Source organism: Lysinibacillus sp. CNPSo 3705, assembly GCF_028674935.1.
In the GTDB taxonomy this organism is placed as follows: Bacteria; Bacillota; Bacilli; order Bacillales_A; family Planococcaceae; genus Lysinibacillus.
In genome coordinates, this window is the sequence record NZ_JAQZSD010000070.1 from 1 (window position 1) to 20,960 (window position 20,960).

A 20,960-nucleotide genomic window follows, 5' to 3' on the forward strand; every position below is an offset into this window, starting at 1 on the left:
GAATTAATTAATGGTTTTAATTAATTTAGAAATTAATTAAGAATTAAGGGTAATTTGTTTTTGTAAAATTAATCGCATTAGATTCATTAGGGGAGAGGTGAATTCTTAAACATTGTATCTAATCCTTAATCCTGTGAACTTAAGATAACCATTTAAGTGAGTTATCATGTTAAGAAAACAAAAAATATAGACTATTTACTTTAAATCAGAGTTTAATCTACTGCAACGTTAGGTTGCATCATGGAGAACTTATAACTATCTTTACTTAAGGTATCATTACTAACAAAATGAAAAACAGGAAGGCGATGATAATCATGATATTTAGTGAAAGATTAAAACAGGAACGAGAGAAGAGAGGTTGGTCACAAACTGAACTTGCTGAGAAAATTCATGTTAGTCGTCAGTCAGTTTCAAAATGGGAAACTGGCAAGAACTATCCTAGTATCGAAGTACTTATAAATTTAAGTGATCTATTTGGTATTACGATAGATGAATTGTTGAGGAGTGATGAAGAGTTGAAAGAGAAAGTTATTAGGGATAGTAAGCAGTTGATGTACCCAAAATGGAAGGTATTCTTTGATAGTGTATTTTTATTAGGAGCTTTTTTATTAGTGACAAAATTAGGTATCCAGGGATTAAACCATTTTATTGGTTTAGACATAAAGATTTTAGAGGGTGTACCAAAAGTTATCTCCAACTTCTTACCACTTGCATTAATGGTAGTTGGAGGAGCAGGCTCAGACCAGTTGAAAAATAAATATATTGATTAAAAATTAACGATTCGGAAAGATGAGCTTTAACTAATTAGGTAACTGAAATAACCATCCAGAATCTTTAAAACACTAAAGGTCATTTGATATTTAATAAATCAAATGACTGAGTCATTCGAAGAGAGTCACTCTGCGGGACTCTTATAAAACCACTCACGAACCGGCCTCCGCTTCGCTCCAAGAGCGAAAGTAAGTAGTAAAGTGTAAGGTGTAGAAACTAGGGAGTGAGTTACTTATGGTCCTATTATTTTTCATACAAAGAATCTAGCTTTACATATTGATTCACCTTGTGATAACAAAATAAACATGCTAAAATTTTCTATGAAATTTAATAGTTTTGAGAACAACTCGAACACTAATTAACTCTATGGGATACCCATATGAGTTTGTTATGTGTTCGAGTTTTTTTCGTTTTAGGGAGGTGAAACTATGAGAGAAAAAGCAGTGTTTAGTTTACCAAAAAACACTAAGTATAGTAGTGCATTGCTTTATTTACATGACTTTGTTTTGTTACAACAGCTGGCAATACATCGTTTTATGAGAGCAAGAGATGTAATTAAATTATTGGAGTGTACGCGGGAGATCGAGGGTGTTCCGGCTCCTACAAAGAATGCAATCAGCAAACGACTAAGGAGGTTGGTTGCTGCAGGTGTATTAGTTTTAGAGCAAGATGAAGAAATGAATTTGCAAGGAATGCGGTTTAATAGTTTCTTTTATCGTTTAGGATTAAGGGGATTTCGAGCTTTGAAGGAATTTACAAACGACGATTCTATTAATCCTGAAGCTGCTTATTCTGCAACTCAAAAACTATCAATACCAAAATTGCATAATCAGGCCGCTTCAACTTTAGTAAATGAAATTTACATGCATTTACTCCAAATGCAACATGACAGTAAGGTTTCTGATATCCCACTTGTGCTACGTGGAGGCATGCACGATGCATTTAAGGACAATCGAAAAGAGTCCTATCGTGTTCCTGTACAGCCCGATTATGTCATCGATTACAAAAATATATTAATTGCTATAGAGATGGATACAGGTAATCAAAGGGGTACAGCGAATGCAGAAAAAGTTAAGCAGTATAAAAATTGGTTGAATAATCATCCACTTGCTACTTACAAGAAACTCTTAATTGTATTTGCGGTAATGGATGAGAGTGTTGCACCAGTGATCATAAAAGATAGAACAAGACGTGTTGTTACTTTGCGTGAACGTACAGGCATACAACACGTAGAGTGGATGAATGATACACGAATTGGTGTTTATTGTGCACTTTCCATTTTTTCGAAAGAGTTAATTGGTAACTGGATTCAAGGGATAAGCCTGTCAAGTCGATCAGAGAGAAGCTTTTTCGTTTCTCAATGGTTCGGATATTTAGCTGGATGTGTGAAATCCGGGTCAATGTTTTTGGAAACAGTAAGCAAAGATGAGTATAAACCATTTAGTCAAAAGTGGGATGAACAATGGGAAGCGGATGAATATATGTATCTAAAGGAGAATGAAAAAAGACCAAAACATTTTTTTGTCCTTTATGTTGATACGGGTTCATCCGTTGATTACAGACGAATCACCGCCAATATAAAACGTGTGAAAACAATAAATGAATCAGATTTAACTAATCTTACTGTTAATTTACTCCTGGTTTATTCTAGTGAGGTTGAAAGAATATTTGATAGTATTGGAAACCTGAAACAGCTGGACATACCTGTATATTCGACTAGCTCGGAACTTTTTAACGAAATGTATCAAAGAGGAGAACAGGTAGAGCGTATACAAGATTTACCGCTTCATTTGTTAAGCCGTCATGTTTGATTGCAATTTGATATAGAGAGGAGGAACACATTGGAAGAGCAGGCAAAATGGAAATCATCACTTAAAAAGAAATGGTTAAGGCGAATGCCTCTAATTATTGTTCTTACAATTTATTCACTTACGGCATATTTCCTTTTCTGGAGTTGGACGAGAATCAGTTCGATGGCTTTAACGCAGTATACGGGAAAAGAAATGTTTGTAATGCCATCATTATTTGGACGAGGTTTAGGTATTCATTTACTATGGATACCGTTTGTTGCAATAGTGAGTATCCTTGGTTGGGTTCTTAGTACAAGGGTTCCTAAGTTAAAGGGGAAATTCACAAGATTAGTTTTATTTGCTGTAGTTTTCTTAACTAATGCTGGAATGGTAACCGGATATGGTATGACGAAAGTACAAGACTACGTTATACCATTCTTCTATGCGCGAATTTCTCGAGTGATAGATACTGACGATGTAGTGAGTAAAGTGTTATTTGAACAAACAAATGGATTTTTCTTTATGCTTTTAATGATGCCGATTATTTTATTATTGTTCATAGGAATGTTTGTCATGACGAAATATAGGCAGCATGATGAAGATTTAAAAGAAGCATTTTTTAAGTTTGAATGGAAAGGAGAACGTTTACGCTATTTTGAAAGCTTGAGTAATATAGAAGATTCAATAGTACCGCTTCCTGATGTTGAATTGGGGATAGGTGTTGAAACTGGTGAAATGGTAACTATTCCGGCCATGGATAGAGCGCTAAATACAAATATCACAGGTAGTATAGGTACTGGTAAAAGTGCTGCGTTAGGGTTACCAATGATCAATCAAGACTTGCACCATTTTACCAGATTTATTAATGATTATTCTAGAATTAGTAAAATGGAGAACTATAAGTCAGAAGAGATTCAAGGTAGGTATTTAAACGGTTTATCAATTATTGAGCCTTCGAATGATTTATGTAAACAGGTCTTTAAATTAGCTAAAGCTCATGGTATCCCAGACGAAGCAATTACCTATATAGATCCGACAAATCCGAAAACTCCATCCATAAATGTAATGCGAGGACCCACTGATAAAGTTGCAGAGGTATTTGCGCAAGTTATTTCTGGGTTAGCGGATAGCGGTAGTGGAGGTAACTTTTACTTCGAACAAGCCCAACGTAACCATCTAAAACACCATATTTACTTGTTAAAAATGCACGACCCTACTAAAGATGTAACATTTGATATGTTGCTTGATATGTATAGTGACACACAAATCGTAAGAAAAATGCACTTAGATTTAAAAGCACGTTTCCCAGTTGGTTATGAAAACATAGATAAAGAGGAACGTAGAGATGAGTACAACTATTGGCAGATACTTAGAACTATAGATAAGTGGTTTGATAAAGTTATTATTCCCCTTGAAAAACGTGTTGGAAATGGATTTCAGGTAGTTACTAATGATAATGGTGAAGTTGTATATATTGATGCGGAAGAGGTACATGTAAAGGGACTAAGAAATATTCTAAATGATATTGGAGCAAACCCATTAATTCGTCGAGTTTTATTTGGCACATCTAAATTTAATTTCGATGATCACATGGGAACAGGTGGTGGAATATTACTTGTAAACACAGCAAAAGGAGAATTGGAGGCATTAGGAAGTGTGTTGGGTAAAATCATATTGATGTCCTTGCAAAATGCTTCTTTCCGAAGAGAACCTAAAGTATCAGCATTTCACCACATTTTAGTGGATGAAGCACCAGAATACTATTACAGTTCGTTTTCATCATTCCCAGCACAATCACGTAAATATAAAGTTATAATTTCTACATTACAGCAAACGCTAACGCAATTACGAGGAGCGTTCGGCGAAGATTACATGAATACTGTAGTTGCTGCAATGCGTAATCGAATGGTTTATGCGGATGTATCTAACTTTGATGCAAAATATTTCGCTGAGATGTTTGGAGAAAAAGACGTATATCGTGAATCAGAATCTGAACAGTCTGTATCACCATTACAAGAAAACCCTGTTTCTAGAAGCGGGTCAACATATTCGAAAGTAAAGGAAGCAGCTATGAGTTCAAGCGATATATTGTTCCAGGATGCGTTTGAATGTGCTGTCAAAATTGTTGTAAACAATAAAACTATGCCAGTACAAAAAATTAAAGCGAATTTTGTACCAAAAGATGAATTCGAAAAGGCTGTCGTACAGGTTAAACCATCAGCTGCAAAAAAATGGTTGAAGTTAAGAGATGAATCATCAATTAAAGTAGATGATTTTGGGATTGTATATTCAACCGAGGATGAAGAAGCTACACCGCTTCAGCAAAAAGAAGAGACAGAGGAAGGGGAAGTTTTATCTTTACTAAGTGAAGAACATACAGCTGAATTAGAAAAGGCAATTCAGTCTCCTAAGCCGACAAGACCTAGTAAAACCGAAGTACAGTATAATGAACCACCTGCAGTTTATGTGCCACAAATGAAGACTAATACTGAAAAAATAAACGGTAATTCAAAACGTGAACCAAAAGTGGAAATGAAAGAAATGGATCAAAATAATAAACCAGAAAAGCATATTGTTAGTGTCGATAAAGAAAAAGAACAACTAAACCGAAAAGAAGAAACTGTGATTATAGTTAATAAGAATACGGTACTGCCTAATGAAATAGAGACTCTAGAAGTTGTTGACATTAAGGGGAAATCAAAGCCATCTCAGGAATCTATTAAACCGCTTGTTGAAAGTAAACATCCTGTTCTTGAGACAATTGATATAGGAGTGCCCCGTAAACGAAAGGTTAAAGAAGAACCTCAGAAAGAAGTAATTAGTAAGGGTGCTGTCTATCAAGAAGATCTCGTAGATGAAAAGACTGAAGATTTCTTGAAATCACTTGAAAAAACAGCGAATGATACTACTCAAAAGTAAAACATTATCAATTTTTACTTGCTTTATAGATTTTCTATAAAGTATTATGAATGTAATCCGATTCAAAATTGGGAATTGTGGAGCTGCATAAGAGAGACTCCTAATCATTTAACCTATGATCAAATTTTATATAAGTTAGGGAACACCCCTTTCAATGAGAGCACATGTTGCATTACGTGTGTTTAAGTTGGGGGTGTTCCTTTTTTTATAGGTTTTTTAAGAGTCTTAAACACATTACAAATGGAGGTATTTCAATGGCAACTGAAAAAGAAAAGGAATTAGAACTAATCCATTCGTGGAGTAGTAAAGAACAACTTGAGGAATTGACACGTATTGACCGCTACAAACAACGAATCGTTGGTATTGTGCGAAGTATTAAGGTTAGGGAAACACGAGAAGAAGTTGACGGCAAATATGTACCAGTAAAGAAAGAAATCCTTATTGTTGCTTTGCCAAACGGGGTTACCGGTTATTGTCCAGGAGAGCAATTCTCTATCCGTGAATATAGAGGATATAGCAGATTTGTAGGTCAAGCAATTGAATTTTATATCGATAAAATTGACTTGCAAAGCCGAATTCTAGTGTTGAATGGTAAAACAGCACAAGAGGCGATGATTGAAGAATTATGGGAACAGTTAGAAATGCTTCAAGAAAAGAATGCATTAAGCTCACACCGCTTCAATGCAGTTGTTAGCGGTGTGAATGAAACCACTCGTACAGTACATGTCCGTGTACATGGAAAGGATTGCTTTATTACGCCTGCTGAGTGGTCTTGGAACAGAAGGGATTCTCTAAATATTGTTCCTGGGGAAGAAATTGAAGTAGTAGTACGACGTTTCGATAAGGAAAATGGAGAAAATGGGTTAGTAGAGGTTTCTCGAAGATTGACGTTACCAGACCCATATGCATTTTTGGAAAAATTAAAGGTAGGGGATTTGATTGCAGGTGTTGTTTCAACTGTTGATCCGATAAATGGTATTTTTGTTGAACTAGAAAGCGGTTTAGATGTTAAAGCGAGTCGTATTAAAGAACTAGAGGAACCAGTAGTAGGAGAGCGTGTTTCATGCCGTGTAATGAAAGAAATAACTCGACGAAATCACGGCAGAGTGCAAGGGCGCGTGTTGATTATCGGATATCCAAACGGTAAGCGTACACGTAGAGATTTAGGCGACTTTTTATTTAACAAATGACGAATAACGAGTCTCCTGTTATCCAAATGAAAACGTTCCCTCGAGAGGATGGTACTCTTTCTTTATGGGACCATCCTAGCTTTAGTTCTTATAAAACTACACCTAAAACAACACATCGTCCTACGACGTCATTAATGGATAGTATCTCTGCTACTTCAAGGTGGAATCAAAATGTATATCAAGACCGACTTACCATATTAAAAGTCATAGGTGATGCGATATGCGCTAATGAGAACCAGTTAAGGAGATACATGGCCCTGGCAGGCTTATCCGCTTCTGCGACTAGTGAACATATTCGTTATTTACGTGATAGAGGATTTGTTGATAGACATAAGTGTTATATAGCCGATTACTTAGATGATAAAGGAGACCCAATATCATTAAAAAACCCTGCACCTATAACATTGGGCATTGGTGGATGGTACTTAATGAATCACTACTACAGTGGGCATTTTTTTGCGAAACCTGATATGTGGTTTCAACAAAGTGGTAGTACTGCTATCCAACGCTATGTCGCTTTAAATGAAATACGCTGTGCAGGAGTTGAATCAAAGCTAATTTCCAATTGGCGGTGGTATCCTGTTGTAGGATCCAGTACACATGAAAAAAAGCCTTTTGCTCTTATGCAACTAGGGAGTGTAACAGATGAGTACGATGACCGTTCCTATATGTTAATTGAGCGAGCTCAAATGAGCCAGCGCTTTATAGATTTCCTGCGTACAAGATTAGAAGATTATAGAAGGATGTTTAATGAATTTGGCTATATAAAGGTTGCCGGGGTAGATAAAGAGGCACATGTACGGGTTGTTATATCTGTATCCAGCTATCAAGTAGCAAAAGTATTGCACGATAATTTGGGATTGCACAAGTATCCATTTGATGTATGGGTTTTAGTAGATGAATGGTTTGATAGTGGCGAAAATGGCGCGATTTTAACAGCATTTGCAAGGCCTAGTGCTGATAATAGCCAGCTGCAAAGGATTCGTTTAAACATGTAATAAATAACAGATTATTAGAGTATTGACATAATAATTGGTTATATGTTACATTTTAAACATCACTTGACCTCAAAGGTTTAACTTAAATGCAAATTGATAGCTTATGTAGTAGTGGGCTTTCGATTTGTTGGTAAACTTTGAGTGTTTGGGCGGCTTAGGCTGCCCCTTGAACTTAATAATACAGAATGGGAACACCCCAATCTTTTGTTTACGACTGTAATTAGCAGCCGTTTCTTAAAGATTGGGGTGTTTTTTATTTTTGCAATAATTCACTACTTACAAAGGAGGGCTAATCAATGTCAGGAACAGGGAGTAAATCTGTTTTACTAGCAGTTGGGGAGCCTAATATTTCAAATACTATACGGAAATATATGAGTAGTATCGGATTTGATGTGTTAGATGATGAAGTGCTTCACCGTAAGTATTTAAATGAAACTGTTGAACTTAAAGAACCAGAAATTGTGTTTATACATGACATTTACTTACCATCTGAATGGACTGAATCCAAGGATAGAGATCAAGAAATGCTACAGATGATTGAACAGTGGCGTATGCTCTTTGACCAATCGGTACGAGTTGTTTACTTGTGTGTTAGGGATCGGACAGACCCATTTTTAGGTGACCTGGTAGCAAGAAATGTCTTGGATATTTTTCACGAGCAAACTATAGAAATAGTCACATTTAAGCAGTTACTCGAACCTCCCCGCTTCTCTAATGTGAAGAAGTTTGGTACAGGCAATCTACAAATTGAAGCCATGCTGCAGGAGGAAGAACAAGAATTAAAAGAGTTACCTGTTAATGAAAATGTTACTACTGAAGCAGTGGATGAGTTACATAGTCGTGAAAAAGCTCCAAAGAGAAAGGAAGCTGAGAAAAACGAAAACACTACAACAGTCAAGGACAGGGCACAGCAAGCATCTCAATCAGTAAAACAAATAGTAACCAGTATAAAGGCTAAAATGCCTAAAGGTGCTGAGGGTGAAGCGGATGGAGATGATTTCAAAGAGTTCTTAGATTTAATGCCGTTGAGTATTTCGGAAGTTTCAGCTTTACGACCTACCGTAATTGGTACGGTTTTGGTTGCTGTCACTAGTGTTGCGCCCCATCTAGGCTCAACGTATACATCCTTAGCAATTGCTAGTTACTTGGCAAAGATGGGATATTCCGTTGCAGTTATAGAGCTAAACTACTCTGAGGACTTTGACCGTATTCATGCCTTATATGAGGGTGAAAAGCAGTTCTTAAAAAAGGATGACTCTTTTGCAATCTATGGAGTAACCCATTATAAGTACCGAGAAGACTTAAATTTGAATGAGCTTTACCCAGCTTATGAATATGTCTTGTTGGACTTTGGAGATTTAGAAGAGGCTGCTGCTTTTACGGAAGAATTTAAACGGGCTCATGTTAGTTGTGTAGTATGTTCTGCAGATGAATGGAAGATTGATTGGATACACGATTTTTTAACCTTTAATCAATTAGAGATACAAGAATGTGTGTTTGTGGTTCCGAATTGTGGTGCAGATACAGAAAAGTTGGATGATTTAAAGGGCCGCCTTGATTACTCAGGCATTTATAAAATGCCAACATTGGATAACCCATATGAGATATCTAAAGAAGCGGAAATAACGGTAAGAGATATTCTTGATGATTATATAAAAATTTCATCTTCATCATTTTCTAAAAAAGCTTTAATTACTACAAGTGCAGTAAGTATTTTGATTACTACATTAATGTTCACCATTATTAAATTATTTTCTTAAGTCCTAGAGGGCTAGATAGTGTTAAGGAGGCTCAGTAAAGAGTGGGTATACGATTACGAACAAAAAAATTAATTTATTCGGGGTTAGCAGGCGCGGGTATTACGCTTATATTAACTTCGGCAGGCGGTTATGTGGCCTATAACAAGGTCCAGGAACACGAAATAGCCTTAAAACAAGAATATAAAGGCAAAATGGAGGCTTTACAGTCTGTAGCTGATCAAAGTGAAAATGCGCTTGCTCTTAATAGAAAAGTAGAGAAGGGTGAACAAATAACAGAAGCTATGCTCGAACCGGTTTATGTGCCAAAAGGAGCCGCTGCAGGTGACCGCATCTTGAATAATACTTTTGAAGCTGGGGATACACCTTACTTTGCTAAAACGGATTTAACCGCTAATACGATTTTGACTGAATCTATTGTATACGCGGAAGAAATGATCACAAACGATATTCGTGAAGGTGAGTATTCATTTATTGAACTTCCTAGCAAACTCCAGGTTGATAAATACGTGGATATCCGTATTCAATTCCCTTCTGGTGATGACTTTGTTCTCTTCGCGAAAAAGAAAGTCAAGGATGTCCAGGGCGTTACGATGTGGGTTGACGTAGATGAGGGCGAGATCATGACTATGAGTTCTGCAATTGTCGATGCATACGTATCAGGAGCAAAAATTTATGCAATGCCTTATGTCGATGAACATATGCAGCAAAATTCGGAAATGACATATCCGGTGAAATTGAATGTAAAAGAATTAATTCAAAAAGATCCGAACATTGTTAATATAGCCAAGTTAAATCTCGAACAACAAAATCGTGCTCGAGTTGAAGAAAACTTAAAAGTGATGGATGAAATGACTCGTGACAAAGTGAAAACAGGTGATGAAGCTACGAAAAACGCTGTAAATAAAGATAAGGAGAGACGTTCAGCTGAAGAGCGTGTAAATTCTTACAATGATCAAGCACAAAAGGAGCAAGCTGAACTTGTCGGTGGCGGTAAAGGAGGTAGTAACTAATGAAAATTGTTACTCTCATAGGAACAAAAAACAAAACTGATTTTGCGATTTATCTAGCGCATACGATGAACACTATGAAAAAAAATGTACTAATTGTAGATGCTACGACTTTTGGGCACTATCAACAAGGTTATTTTCAAGTAGATGGGGAGAACATATCCACTCCTAATGCAGTATTTCATTCTTTAAGGGGTATTGATATTGTTTGCGGAGCAGAAGATTGGGTGGACGTAGAAAGTAAGTTACGGACAGTCAATACCACTACGACAAACTATGATTGCATTTTGATTGATATTGATTCAGTTGATGGTCTGTTAGAAGAGTGGCCAAGTTCAGATTTAACGCTTTATGTCAGCGATAATGAAAAATTCAATTTAGTAGGTGATGTGTCTCTATTACATCGCTATTTCGATGAAAAAGATACAACTACGTTACGTCGAGTGCACTTTGAATCAGTTTATAAGATTCCAGCGGATTATATTGAGACTTTGATGAAGAATAGACCTACATTTGCTGAGAACTCAATTTACTTTGATTATGACGATGCAGAATTGCAGCTACGTATGTTGATGCAGCATGAACACGTCATACCTTTCAACAAATTAAACAAAGCATATAAGCGGGTATTACATGAATTGTCTTGTGAGCTGTTCGAAGGAATGACTATACGAGACGTAGAGAGCCAAACTAAGGGTACTTTCTTTGGATTCCGTACGAAAAATAAAAAAGCTAAAGCTTCACAACAACAAACAATAGGGGGTTAAAAAATGGGAAAGACAATAGTTAGTTGGTCACCCGTTAAAGGGCAAGGTTGTACCTCCAACACAGCAGCACTTGCTGCAGTATTCGCCTTGAACTATCAAGTAAATTCTCTAATAACTCATACTCAATTTTCAGAGTCGATTCTTGAAGAAGTGTTCAATAAGGCTCATAAAATGGTTGGGTTTGATAGCGGTCTAAAGGCATTAGAACGACTTGCTAAAAGTGTTTTGTTAAAGCCTGAGGCAGTTATTGACTATACAGAAACAATTTATAACAATCGGTTAGATATTTTAGGAGGTAGTCAAACTCACCAGGGAGATATGGAAATCCTTCAAACATTATTAAATGTGACAAAGGAAGCCTATGACTTAGTTTGGATAGATACAGAAACTGGTCCTCCTAATGAGATGACAGAAAAGGTTCTAAAGGCAGCTGATGTCATTTTAGTAACATTGCCACAAAATAAATTTGTTTTAGACCGCTTCTTTACCCAAAAAGAGTATCCAGCCTTCTTAGATGAAAAAAATGTGGTCTATTTAGTTGGTTCGTATGATCCTGAAGCGGCCTTAAGTGTTAGGAAAATTAAAGGTAATTATAAGTTGAAGAATAAAGTCATGCCTGTGCTTTATTCACACTTGTTCAACGATGCCTTTAATACAAATAGTTTAACGGAGTTTTTCCATCGTAACAAATCAGTAAGTAAAAAACATCCAGTTTATGAATTTACAGATGGGCTTAAAACAATTAATCATTTTTTAGCTAAACAGGTAGACCTTGTACGCAAGGGAGATGATGAGGAAGAATGAGTTATTTCACAAACGTGATAATAATGGTGTCTATTATTGTGGTATCACTCTCGCTTCTAATTATCTTCATCATGAGAAAAAATGGGAAACTATCAGGCTATGATACGAAAAATGATAGAGCACTCTATAATTACGGATCAATTCAAGCGTTTATTAAAAAACGTATGAACGAACTAACTACAAGTAACCTTTATGAAGAGAACTTGTCAGAAGAAGAGTTCAAACGTCGTACTCGACGTAGACAAGAATTAAAAGACGCACTGAAAAACTGTAATACAGGTGACCTTTCTTCAAAAATTTATGTACGAGAATACATTTATGATCTACTGGCAGATGAATTTGGATACACAGAAGAATCCATTAACTGGACAACACCTTTTGATAATCCTCGTCAGATGTCTTCTAGAGAAAAATTCGAGACATTATTATACGTATTTTCGAAAGAACACGGTTATAAAGCACTTTCGTGGATGATTGAAACGTATGATCTTGCTAAACCAAAAGAAGACGGCGGTTACCATATTACTGCTGAAGAGATTGATAGCATTTATAAAAAACAAATCAAATCAGGAAAACTTAAATTTGAGGACAAATTAAATGTTATATCTCAGATCAGTTATAGCCAATATAAAGGATTTGGAATTATTGATGAAGTCCGGGATATGGCTATTGATGGTGTGTCAGGTGGGGTGTCGGGCCTTCCTAATAGGATGACAACAGCTTATGAGTCGGATATGGAGCTGTTGGTGGAATCATCTGAAAGACCATCAGGTATGGAAAGTGCTTGGATTATGTATAGAGGTAAAAGCATTCACTTACGTTTTTTATCATTTGAACATGAATCAGAGTTACGTCGTGTAGTTACCAATGTTTATAAATATGGATATCCTGGTCAATTGTCGGAATCAAGACCATCCATAATTAATGAAATGCATGATGGCTCACGTGTCACTGTAATGCGTTCTAAGCTCTCCGAGTCTTGGGCATTCTTCATCCGTAAGAAATACGATGCAAAGTTACTTACTTTGGATGATCTAATTAAACAACCTAATAAGGAATTACCAGTAAAGATTCTTGGATTTTTTATGAAGGGCAATCGTACTGTTTCTGTTACTGGTGCACAGGGGAGTGGTAAAACAACTTTACTCATGGCTATGGTCGGACATATTCATGCAGCATTAAACTTACGTATTCAAGAAACAAGTTTTGAGCTTAATTTACGTTCTTTATTTCCAACTAGAAACATTCTTTCATTTCAGGAAACGGACAATATGAGTGGACAAGATGGGCTTGACTTACAAAAGAAAACAGATGGCCATGTAACAATACTTGGGGAAGTAGCAACTGACCCAGTGGCAGCCTGGATGATTCAATCTGCACAGGTAGCATCATTATTTACAATCTTTACACACCATGCAAAAACTTTTTCTGACCTTGTAGAAGCATTACGTAACTCTTTACTAAAAGTTGACATTTTTAATGATGAGAAGTTAGCAGAAAAGCAGGTTGTTAAGGTATTAGAATTCGATGTTCATTTAACTCAAGGATATGATGGATACCGTTTTATCGAACGTATTACTGAATGTATACCTATCGAATATGAAGATGAAAGTGTAATAAAGGACAAGATCACTCAAGCTACAACAAAAGAAGAAAAATGGGATGCATTTATGGAGGTTGGCATAACATTCTTCCGTCAACAAACGCAACAAAAGCAATATATTGAACGCAATATTATAGAGTTCCGCGATGGAGACTATGTGCCAGTTCACCCCATCAGTGAACAACGTCAAAAGGAAATTGAATTGTTACTATCTCCTGAAGAACGCGTTGAATTTAAGGAATTCATTCAGAAGTATTGGGGGGATGTAGCATGATATCACAATCCACTATGGTTAAACAATCGCAAGAAACAATACTTTGGGAATTAGCAACTAACCCACCATTTGCAGCATGGATGAATCAATTGTCACAAGTAGCATCATTATTTGCTATTTTTACTCATCCTGCAAAAACCTTTGATGATAAAGAAACATTGCGCAACTCTTCATTAAAAGTTGACATCATTAATGACGAATGTCAAAAGGAGGGATGATACATGACATTACAATCCTTTATCGCTCAACAATCGATTGAAGATATTTCATCGAGATTTGTTAAAAGTTTAGCGAAACAAAGTATTTCTTTTAGTGGTAAACAAAGTTCGGGTTGTAGTTCTATAACCACTACGGTATGGAGGAACATGTTTCCTAGTTATTATCCAACTTTTTTAATTAAGTTTCTAATGAAGGGAAATCAAACAACTGTAATTTCGGGCCCTCAAGGAGTTGGTAAAACAACATTAATGGCATCATTAATCGAACTTGTAGATCCGAAATTTACAATACGGACCCAAAAAGAAAACATTGGATTTCTCCATAAATTGTATCCAAATCGCAATATTGTACCATTTGAAGATACTACATGTAGGTACCATTCAGAAGAGGGGCAAATTTCGGTTTTTGATGAGTTAAAACTAAAAGAACCTACATTTGTAAACCAGCATTTTGAGACGTTATTTAGTATTTTCACTCACTATGGGAAAGACCTTTCACAAGTTGTTGCATCTTTGAGAAACTCATTTTTACAAAAGGGATTATGTAGCGATGAAAAGGATGCGGAACAACTTGTTGTTAATCTAATAGATTTTAATATACATGTTGTTCGCGATAAAGATGGTTCCCGGTATATTGAACGGATTACAGAATGTGTTCCAGTAAGTTTACCTAACGGAGAACAACTTTATGAAGCTAGAAATATTGTGGAATTAAAAGAAGGACAGTATGTAACAGTACATCCTATAAGTCAGCAACGGCAAGAAATGATTGAGTGTAATCTTTCAGAAGAGGATAAGGTTGCATTCAGAGCATTTAATACATTGCATTGGGTGGATGAAACTTGAACATACAAACAATCGCACCTTATATATTAATAGTTTCAGTCCTTGGATTAATACTTATTGCTACTTTCGTTTACTTCGATATGAAGAAGCGGAAAAAAGAACAAGTAAGTATTGGCGGTGAAATTAGTAAAACAAATAAAGCTGCCCAATTTAACAAATTTACACAAGGTTCATACAATCGTTTGATGAGAATTCCAGGTTTTAAAAGAATAATTCTCAATATCCGAAAACGTATTGAAACATTGTCCGTTTACGATGAATACAAACTTCGAACGGAAGTAATGAAGATTATCTTTTCCGTTATTGCACTTGTAATTCTAATAGTGACAGCCTTACTTTTTATTCGACCAAGCTTAATGACAGCTTTTTGGGTACTATTGGGACTTATTTTCTTAAGCGGGGTACTAATTGATTATTTTGTTTATCGTGTTGAATATAAATTACTTTCCCAGTTGAAAGAATTCAATAATAGAATTAGATTTTTCTACCAGCAAACTAAAATGGTTGATGAGGCTGTTTATGATAGTTTGGCATTTGTAGGACCTGAAATGTTAGCGCAAGCCGAACATATTTATAATATTTTAACTCATGTTAATCCAGAAAAAGAACTTCTAAAGTATGAAGAAGTTGCACCAACAAGATTCTTAAAGGTTTTAGCAGGTCTATCACTTCTGGTTAAAGATCAAGGTGATGTAATTACAGATAATGAGAGTGCCTATTTACGTGGTCTTAGTGCAATTAATGAAGAGTTAAATAATGAGATAATCTATCGCTCGAAGTTATCTTATCAGATGCGTAGTATGGGTCCTGTTGCGCTGATACCAGTTTTTCTAGCATTACCTTTAAAAAATTGGTCAATAACAAGTTTTCCTATTGTTAAACAATTCTATGATTCAACTATTGGCTTCTTTACAGAAGTTTTAGTATATGCAATTGCGCTAATTTGTTACTTGGTCATTCGCAAAATGAAAAATGTATCTGAAAATACGCAAGCCATGAACAAGAAAAATGTATTTTGGGAAAAAAAACTACTCGAAAAAGTACCTCTTTTAGACAAAGTTATGGCAGGGCTATCTCCTACGCCGTATACGAAAAGGTATTTTAAATTAGAAAAGTTATTAAAGGATGCAAACTCACCATTAAAAATCAAATGGCTCACGCTGCATCGTTGTCTAATTGGGATAACTGTATTCTTACTACTTACAGGTGGATTTATTTACGCTCATAAACGTGAAGAGACAAGTGCTTTAAGTAGTAGTCTCGACTTATCCATGTTTTCAGCTAATTTAACGGAAAAAGAAATAGAATTAGATCGTGAAGCAACTCAATTTGATAAACAAGTAATTAATCATCTAAAAGAAGCATCTGAAAAGCCTTCAAGGGAGGATTTTGAAGCATATATTGCTAAACAAATGGGACTCGACATTGAAGATCCTAAAGTTGCTAGTACTGTTGAACGTATTAATAACAAATTGGATGTAGTTGAAAATGCATTCTTTAAATGGTGGGAGTTATTAATCGTTATTGTGATTAGTTTTGCTACAGCTTACTTACCTGTTGGCAATCTACGATTACAAAAATATTTACGTTACAAAGATATGGACAGTGAAGTACATCAAATACTAGTACTTATTACTATCTTACGTAGATTTGATAGCATGACTGTTCCTACCATTCTTAGTTGGATGGAGCGTTTTGCAATTATTTTCAGGGAGCCAGTATCAATTTGCTTACAAGATTTCGATAGTGGACCAGATGAAGCGCTCGATTCGCTTAATATAACAGTTAGTTTCGAACCGTTCCAACAAATCGTAGAACGTTTAAAATTATGTGTTACTCGTATTTCCATTAAAGAAGCTTTTGATGACATTGAAATGGAAAGACAATTCTATATAGAAAAACGCAAAGAAGATCAAAACCGTACACTAGAAACAAGACAAATCATGGGTACATTCACAAGCTTAACGCCTATTGTGTGTACTTTGTTACTGTATCTAGTAATTCCGATGATGTACATAACTGTTATAAAATCAACGGAAACAATTTCACAACTTGGATTTTAGTTAGGCAATATCAAGTATTTACTTGTATGCATAAATTTCACAGCAACCCTACAATTATTATTCAAAAAAATTATAAATTATTGGAATGGAGATGTTTTAATGGGCTCAGCTTCAACAGCTGTCAAATGGATAGCAGGACTTCTTATGACTATAGCATTAATTACAATTGTACTTTTGGTGTTTAAACCAGCTGCAGACGCAGGAAAGGAATCTTCTAAAGATACCCAGGGAATGATTAAGGAATTACAAGAACAAACGTTCATACCTTACGACAACAATGAAGTAAGTGGTAGTCAAGTTATAGGTACATTACGTAAATTTGAAACTCAAGGTAAAGAACAAACGATTGCCCTTTACGTTGAAACTGGTCGTAGTAAAGGTACATGGTATTACTCTCAATTCACTGGTGACCAAGTTGTCGCATCTTCAACGACTAGTCTAGAAAAAGCTGTTAAATCAACAGACAGCCAGTATATCAATCCATCAGGTAGATTTGATGCAACACTAGAGCGTGATACCAACGGTGTTATTCGTGCGATTAAATTTATTCAAAAAAAGTAATCAAATAAATTAATTTTGTAGGGAGGGACGGGGATGCTTTAGATGACTCTAGAGCATTCCCTGCTGTTTATGAATAGTACTACTAGAAGTGCAATATGGTACATTTTTGCAGTTAGTCTTTTTTTAAGTAGTGTAGCTTATACCGTGTTCTTGACAACTGATGTAAAAGAGTCTTTAAAGAATGTCCCGACATCGCAAACAGTCTACAATGAGCAGCTGGATATCCCAAAAGAAGTTCTATGGACAGGGGCTCAAGTTGTAGGAAAACTGTATAGGCTAACAGAGGATGATTATCCAATAATTGTTGGGACAGAGGTTTTTGAAACTGACGAAGATGTAATCAATAAACAAAGATTCATTGATTTACAGGGACGTTATAAATTAAAAACGGAACTAGCGCCTAACGGTAAAATACAACGAATTATATTTACTTATCAACCATAGAAAGGATGTCGAAAAATGCCTAACCTCTTATCTAAGCTCTTTGCGTCTCTTATTGCGATAGGTGTTTTGCTTTTGGCTCCTACGTATCAAGTTTTAAAAAAGCAAGAAGATATAGCTTACTTAAACGTTGATCAAACAGTGACCAATTTTGTGGAAAATGTTCGTATGAAAGGTTTTATCACACCTAAAATGGTTGAGGACTTTCAACAACAACTTCAAGTAGGGAATGTACTTTATGATGTTGAGATGGTTCACAAACATAAGATTTATACGCCAGTCTATTCAAATACTTCTGATTTAAACTCATATACAGGTGAGTATAAAGTAGATTATGAGGATTTTTATTGGACTCAGATAAAAGATTATCTATACGGTAACAATGGAAATGGTGATATTCCTTCAAGAGTATATAAATTAGAACAAGGCGATTACTTCCAAGTAGAAGTTAAAAATAAAACTAAATTTAAATCGACTATGTTATTCGATTATTTAACATTTAATCTAGCTTCTGATAATGATGTGGTTATTGATATTCCAAAGGGAGGAATGGTACTTAATGAGGATTACTGATTTGGTACTTCTGTTTTTTGCCATCTTCTTACCTGTTTTTGTGTTTATGGAAATTGATTATGAAAAAACAAAAACATATATCGAGTATGATCATTTTCATGAATCGGCTGTTACAACAGCCGCACAAGATGCAATACATATACTTAGAACGAATGTAAAGCCATCGCTAGAAGCGGGATATGATTCATATAAAATTAATCCAGTAAATCCTCAACCTGCCTTTGAAACTTTTATTCAAACTATGGCGGTGAATTATAAAGTAGAAAATGAGTATTCAGTGAATGAGATGCTCAGATATGTCCCGGTCTTTGCGATTTTAGACTATGATGGATTGCTGCTTAATGTTTATAAAGAATATAAAGACGAACGCGGAGAAAGTGTGATAGAGCGAGTGTGGCTACCTAAAATCCCGCTAAGTTACGCAGATAATGAAGGAAATATCATTAATTTTACAGTTGATGATGATCTTGAAGTATATGATGCTGAGCTGAAGGAATGGTACTTTGGGAAAAGAGCTGAATTAGCGGAGGATCCTGAAATTACGATACCGCTTCTGGAAAATGAGAAAGAATTTGAGCAAAAAAGACGACAAACAATCGTTAGTATTGTTCAAGAAAACCTTGCTTTTTACATTAATGAGCATAATGTTTATACGAAAGCGCTTGATGTAACATATAAGTTTGCCTTACCGTTGATACCGAAAGAAGATTGGTATAACACGGTTGATGATATCTCCATTTTTGCATTTATACAGGGCTATCCATACAAAGTTGATACTACTGCTTATAATGAGTACGCCTTTGTAGGTACACGATTACATTATCAAAATCCTATATATGCGGGTGTAGTAGATAATGAACGCCGCTTCTGGTCTAAATCATGTAATTACAACTATAAAGTAAATGAAATTTATTCAACTAAAAAACAGGCCGCAGCTGCTGGATACAGAGAGTTATCTTGTTTGAATGGTAATTAAGTGGCGAATTATGAGAAAAAATTTTCTGTTAAGAATAGCGATATAACTTTTATAGTATTCCCAGTGGGACCACTCTCCGAGAAACAAAATAGGCGCACTGACTCATTAACGAGTCAGTGCGCCTATTTGTCATTTCGAGCGACTATAATTGTAATATGGCACCTCAAATGGAAATATTGGTTAACGAAACTTTTTACAATATATACAATAATGTGAGCCTTATAAAGAAAGGAGAAAGTCATGGCCATTATGTATCGTTGTCCAATGTGTGGGAAAATAATTTTGTATAATAGCAGTTATTTTGAACAATACCCAAACCCAATCTATCTACAAGCATCCAATATTCCTACATCTGCAAATGATTATCTTGTTCAAAATGGAACTATCAGGCCTCATTCTATACCGGTACCTGAGCTTCCTAGCCTTAAGGGAAAGCAGATTCGAACAACAATACAAAACTTAGGTACTGTTACTGCATGTGTAGGTGATTATGATGCTAGCCGAAATCGTGTGGAGCTATCAAATATTACAAGTGTTTCAAATGGTGTAAACCACGGTGATATGGATTTTCTACCAGAAGAGTTAGTCGGATATAAAGTCATTAATCAAACATGCCCTGGTCCTGGTACAGGTGCAGGTACAGGTACCACAGATACAAGGGGTGATGCAGGTAAAGTAGAAACAACTGTTATAAGAAAAACTATTGCTTCATTAGACCTTCCTCATGGATGGAGAATGAAAAGATATCGTGCTTACCTAGATGTAACAGTACCTGTAGTCATTAGGGACCAAGCACAAGATATTTTAGATAGATGCATGAAATCAGCTACAGATAGTGCTATCGCGTATATGGTTCCATATGTTGCTGCAGCTGCAGCATCATTTAATCCTGGACCAATTGTTTCTGCTCTTCCTGGAGCTGGAGCAGAAGCGTTGAAAAAATTTACTATATGTGTTGGAAGTAATCCGATTATTTACCCATACATCGCCAACAATACAATCAAAGTGTCTGCAGGTGCGGGTTGGGATTAACGTGTACAGCGGAGTTACTAGGTCCGATATATGCGGGTGTAGTAAATAATGAACGCCGCTTCTGGTCTAAATCTTGTAATTACAACTACAAAGTAAAAAAAGGCGCACAACTCATTCACGAGTCAGTGCGCCTTTTTGTCATTTCGAGTAATTACAATTGTAACTTAGTACTAGAAATAGATGTTGATTTGAAATAAAGTCGTACCGTTTATAAAAAAGATGTTTAAAATAAAGTTATACCGTTTGTAAAAAAGTTGCACCGTTTTACCCCTTTTTGATGTAAGAATTCTAAGTGAGTTTTAATCAAACTTTTTTATAAAAAATAACTCCTTCACAAAATTAAATCCATCCATTTTGATTAATCTTT

Annotated in this window: 18 protein-coding genes; all 18 read left to right on the plus strand. The window is 35.6% G+C overall.

The window, feature by feature from the left end; genetic code table 11:
- Positions 1–314 precede the first annotated feature (314 nt).
- The 18 genes from PVA17_RS21050 to PVA17_RS21135 all read left to right on the plus strand — a co-directional run bounded on the left by PVA17_RS21050 (position 315) and on the right by PVA17_RS21135 (position 20,593).
- Positions 315–770 (plus strand): helix-turn-helix domain-containing protein, encoded by a 456-nt coding sequence (locus tag PVA17_RS21050; protein WP_274068851.1) that lies wholly within the window; start codon positions 315–317, stop codon positions 768–770.
- 429 nt (positions 771–1,199) lie between these two features.
- On the plus strand, positions 1,200–2,582 hold the full coding sequence (locus PVA17_RS21055) for a replication-relaxation family protein (protein ID WP_274068852.1): 1,383 nt from the start codon (positions 1,200–1,202) through the stop codon (positions 2,580–2,582).
- Between the two features lie 30 nt (positions 2,583–2,612).
- Positions 2,613–5,480: a type IV secretory system conjugative DNA transfer family protein gene (locus PVA17_RS21060; RefSeq protein ID WP_274068853.1), complete on the plus strand. Its 2,868-nt coding sequence runs from the start codon at positions 2,613–2,615 to the stop codon at positions 5,478–5,480.
- A 254-nt stretch (positions 5,481–5,734) separates the two neighbouring features.
- Positions 5,735–6,670, plus strand: coding sequence for a 30S ribosomal protein S1 (locus PVA17_RS21065; RefSeq protein ID WP_274068854.1), 936 nt, complete (start codon positions 5,735–5,737; stop codon positions 6,668–6,670).
- Between the two features lie 26 nt (positions 6,671–6,696).
- Positions 6,697–7,668 carry a hypothetical protein gene (locus tag PVA17_RS21070; RefSeq protein WP_274068855.1) on the plus strand — a complete coding sequence of 324 codons (972 nt, stop codon included), beginning with the start codon at positions 6,697–6,699 and terminating at the stop codon, positions 7,666–7,668.
- Positions 7,669–7,964: 296 nt separating this feature from the next.
- Positions 7,965–9,428, plus strand: a complete 1,464-nt coding sequence (locus tag PVA17_RS21075; RefSeq protein ID WP_274068856.1) for a P-loop NTPase family protein — start codon at positions 7,965–7,967, stop codon at positions 9,426–9,428.
- A gap of 41 nt (positions 9,429–9,469) precedes the next feature.
- Entirely contained in the window at positions 9,470–10,438 is a 969-nt protein-coding gene (locus PVA17_RS21080) for a hypothetical protein (protein WP_274068857.1), read from the plus strand.
- On the plus strand, positions 10,438–11,202 hold the full coding sequence (locus tag PVA17_RS21085; protein WP_274068858.1) for a hypothetical protein: 765 nt from the start codon (positions 10,438–10,440) through the stop codon (positions 11,200–11,202). Before PVA17_RS21080 ends, PVA17_RS21085 begins: the two co-directional genes overlap by 1 nt.
- A gap of 3 nt (positions 11,203–11,205) precedes the next feature.
- The gene (locus tag PVA17_RS21090) at positions 11,206–12,006 is read left to right on the plus strand and encodes a P-loop NTPase family protein (protein WP_274068859.1); all 801 of its coding nucleotides are present in this window, start codon (positions 11,206–11,208) and stop codon (positions 12,004–12,006) included.
- The gene (locus PVA17_RS21095) at positions 12,003–13,883 is read left to right on the plus strand and encodes an ATPase, T2SS/T4P/T4SS family (RefSeq protein ID WP_274068860.1); all 1,881 of its coding nucleotides are present in this window, start codon (positions 12,003–12,005) and stop codon (positions 13,881–13,883) included. The genes PVA17_RS21090 and PVA17_RS21095 overlap by 4 nt, the downstream gene beginning before the upstream one ends.
- On the plus strand, positions 13,880–14,101 hold the full coding sequence (locus PVA17_RS21100; protein ID WP_274068861.1) for a hypothetical protein: 222 nt from the start codon (positions 13,880–13,882) through the stop codon (positions 14,099–14,101). The genes PVA17_RS21095 and PVA17_RS21100 overlap by 4 nt, the downstream gene beginning before the upstream one ends.
- A gap of 3 nt (positions 14,102–14,104) precedes the next feature.
- The gene (locus tag PVA17_RS21105; protein WP_274068862.1) at positions 14,105–14,947 is read left to right on the plus strand and encodes a P-loop NTPase family protein; all 843 of its coding nucleotides are present in this window, start codon (positions 14,105–14,107) and stop codon (positions 14,945–14,947) included.
- On the plus strand, positions 14,944–17,010 hold the full coding sequence (locus tag PVA17_RS21110) for a hypothetical protein (RefSeq protein WP_274068863.1): 2,067 nt from the start codon (positions 14,944–14,946) through the stop codon (positions 17,008–17,010). Before PVA17_RS21105 ends, PVA17_RS21110 begins: the two co-directional genes overlap by 4 nt.
- 99 nt (positions 17,011–17,109) lie before the next feature.
- Positions 17,110–17,571, plus strand: coding sequence for a hypothetical protein (locus PVA17_RS21115; protein ID WP_274068864.1), 462 nt, complete (start codon positions 17,110–17,112; stop codon positions 17,569–17,571).
- Positions 17,572–17,613: 42 nt separating this feature from the next.
- On the plus strand, positions 17,614–18,015 hold the full coding sequence (locus PVA17_RS21120) for a hypothetical protein (protein WP_274068865.1): 402 nt from the start codon (positions 17,614–17,616) through the stop codon (positions 18,013–18,015).
- Positions 18,016–18,030: 15 nt separating this feature from the next.
- A complete protein-coding gene (locus PVA17_RS21125; protein WP_274068866.1) occupies positions 18,031–18,585 on the plus strand; it encodes a hypothetical protein in 555 nt (184 codons plus the stop codon).
- Entirely contained in the window at positions 18,572–19,561 is a 990-nt protein-coding gene (locus PVA17_RS21130; protein WP_274068867.1) for a hypothetical protein, read from the plus strand. Before PVA17_RS21125 ends, PVA17_RS21130 begins: the two co-directional genes overlap by 14 nt.
- A 240-nt stretch (positions 19,562–19,801) precedes the next feature.
- Positions 19,802–20,593, plus strand: coding sequence for a hypothetical protein (locus PVA17_RS21135; RefSeq protein ID WP_274068868.1), 792 nt, complete (start codon positions 19,802–19,804; stop codon positions 20,591–20,593).
- Positions 20,594–20,960: the final 367 nt, after the last annotated feature.